This is a genomic window from Kriegella aquimaris (genome assembly GCF_900103215.1).
GTDB classification, from domain to species: domain Bacteria; phylum Bacteroidota; class Bacteroidia; order Flavobacteriales; family Flavobacteriaceae; genus Kriegella; species Kriegella aquimaris.
Map to the genome: position 1 here is coordinate 1 of NZ_FNGV01000045.1, position 1,316 is coordinate 1,316.

Here is a 1,316-nt window from a genome sequence, read left to right on the forward strand (position 1 = left end):
GGTACGATATACAAACATCCTTTACAAAGTTATAGAAACATCGTTTACACTTTTTAAGTTGCATTTGAAACCAACATTCAGATGCTATGCCTTGGAAAGAACATACGATTATGGAACAAAAAATTGAATTTATCTGTGAATGGCGAACTGGAAAATACACCATCACGGAGCTTTGCCGAGTCTTTAAAATTTCAAGACCAACAGCTTACAAAATCATTGCCCGGTTTGAAAATGAAGGTTATGAAGGGCTTAGGGAACTCTCCAGAAAACCGCGTAGCCCACACCCTAATGCCACCAATGAAAAAGTGGTGGACCAAATTCTTAAATTGAAAGAAAAACACAAGGCATGGGGCGCTAAAAAGTTGCACACCTTGTTGTATAAAGATTTCCCCGATGAATTGATCCCATCTGTCTTGACCGTTCATAACATTCTCAAAAAACACGGTTTGGTATCGCCTCAAAAAAGGCTTAGAAGAGTCAAACCCATTCACCCCATCTTTGACCCAAAACATTGTAACCAAGTATGGAGTGCCGACTATAAAGGCAAGTTCCTTATGGGGAACAAAATCTATTGCCATCCCCTTACGATTGCAGACTCAAAGAGCCGCTTTGTATTTACCGCAAAAGGCCATTACAAAGAAAACCTTGCATCGGCAAAGGCAGAGTTTAAAAGGGTTTTTAGGAAATTTGGCATCCCCGGACAAATCCATACCGACAATGGAAGTCCATTTGGTTCAGTTGCTGCGATACAACGATTTACCAGGTTATCCTATTGGTTCATCGAACTGGGAATCATGCCCGTGTTTTCCGATCCGGCACAGCCACAACAGAACGGACGGCATGAACGAATGCACCGCGACCTGAAGACCGCCTGTGCCAAGCCTTCAGCTTATGACCTGAAAGCGCAACAAAGACGTCTGAACCAATTTGTAAAAGAATATAATCACATAAGGCCACATGAGGCATTGGACATGAGAACGCCCGCTTCGGTACATGAATTTTCAACAAGACCATTCCCAGAAAAAATACCCCACTTTGATTACGATTCCAAAATGAAAGTCTTAAAAGTCACCCAAAATGGAGCTATAAGATGGAAGGCCTATAATTGGGTTTACCTTTCCGCTTCGCTCCAAGGTAAACATATCGGGGCCTTAGACATTGGCAATGGTATTTGGAGGGTATTTTATAGAAACGTATTTTTAGGATACTTTGATGAACATGTGTTTAGAAAGAAAGAACAATCAGTAAGGTTAGAAACAAACTTAGTGTAAACCCTAATCTATAACTTTTGTAAACAATGTATATTAACGAACATT

1 protein-coding gene is annotated in these 1,316 nt (G+C 40.6%); it reads left to right on the forward strand.

The window, feature by feature from the left end; all coding sequences use genetic code 11:
* The first annotated feature begins 86 nt into the window (after positions 1-86).
* Entirely contained in the window at positions 87-1,271 is a 1,185-nt protein-coding gene (locus BLS33_RS24585; protein WP_089895995.1) for an integrase core domain-containing protein, read from the forward strand.
* Positions 1,272-1,316: the final 45 nt, after the last annotated feature.

Coding starts and splice junctions, on each gene's coding strand:
- BLS33_RS24585 (WP_089895995.1), top strand. CDS start 87: ATGCCTTGGAAAGAACATACGATTATGGAACAAAAAATTGAATTTATC.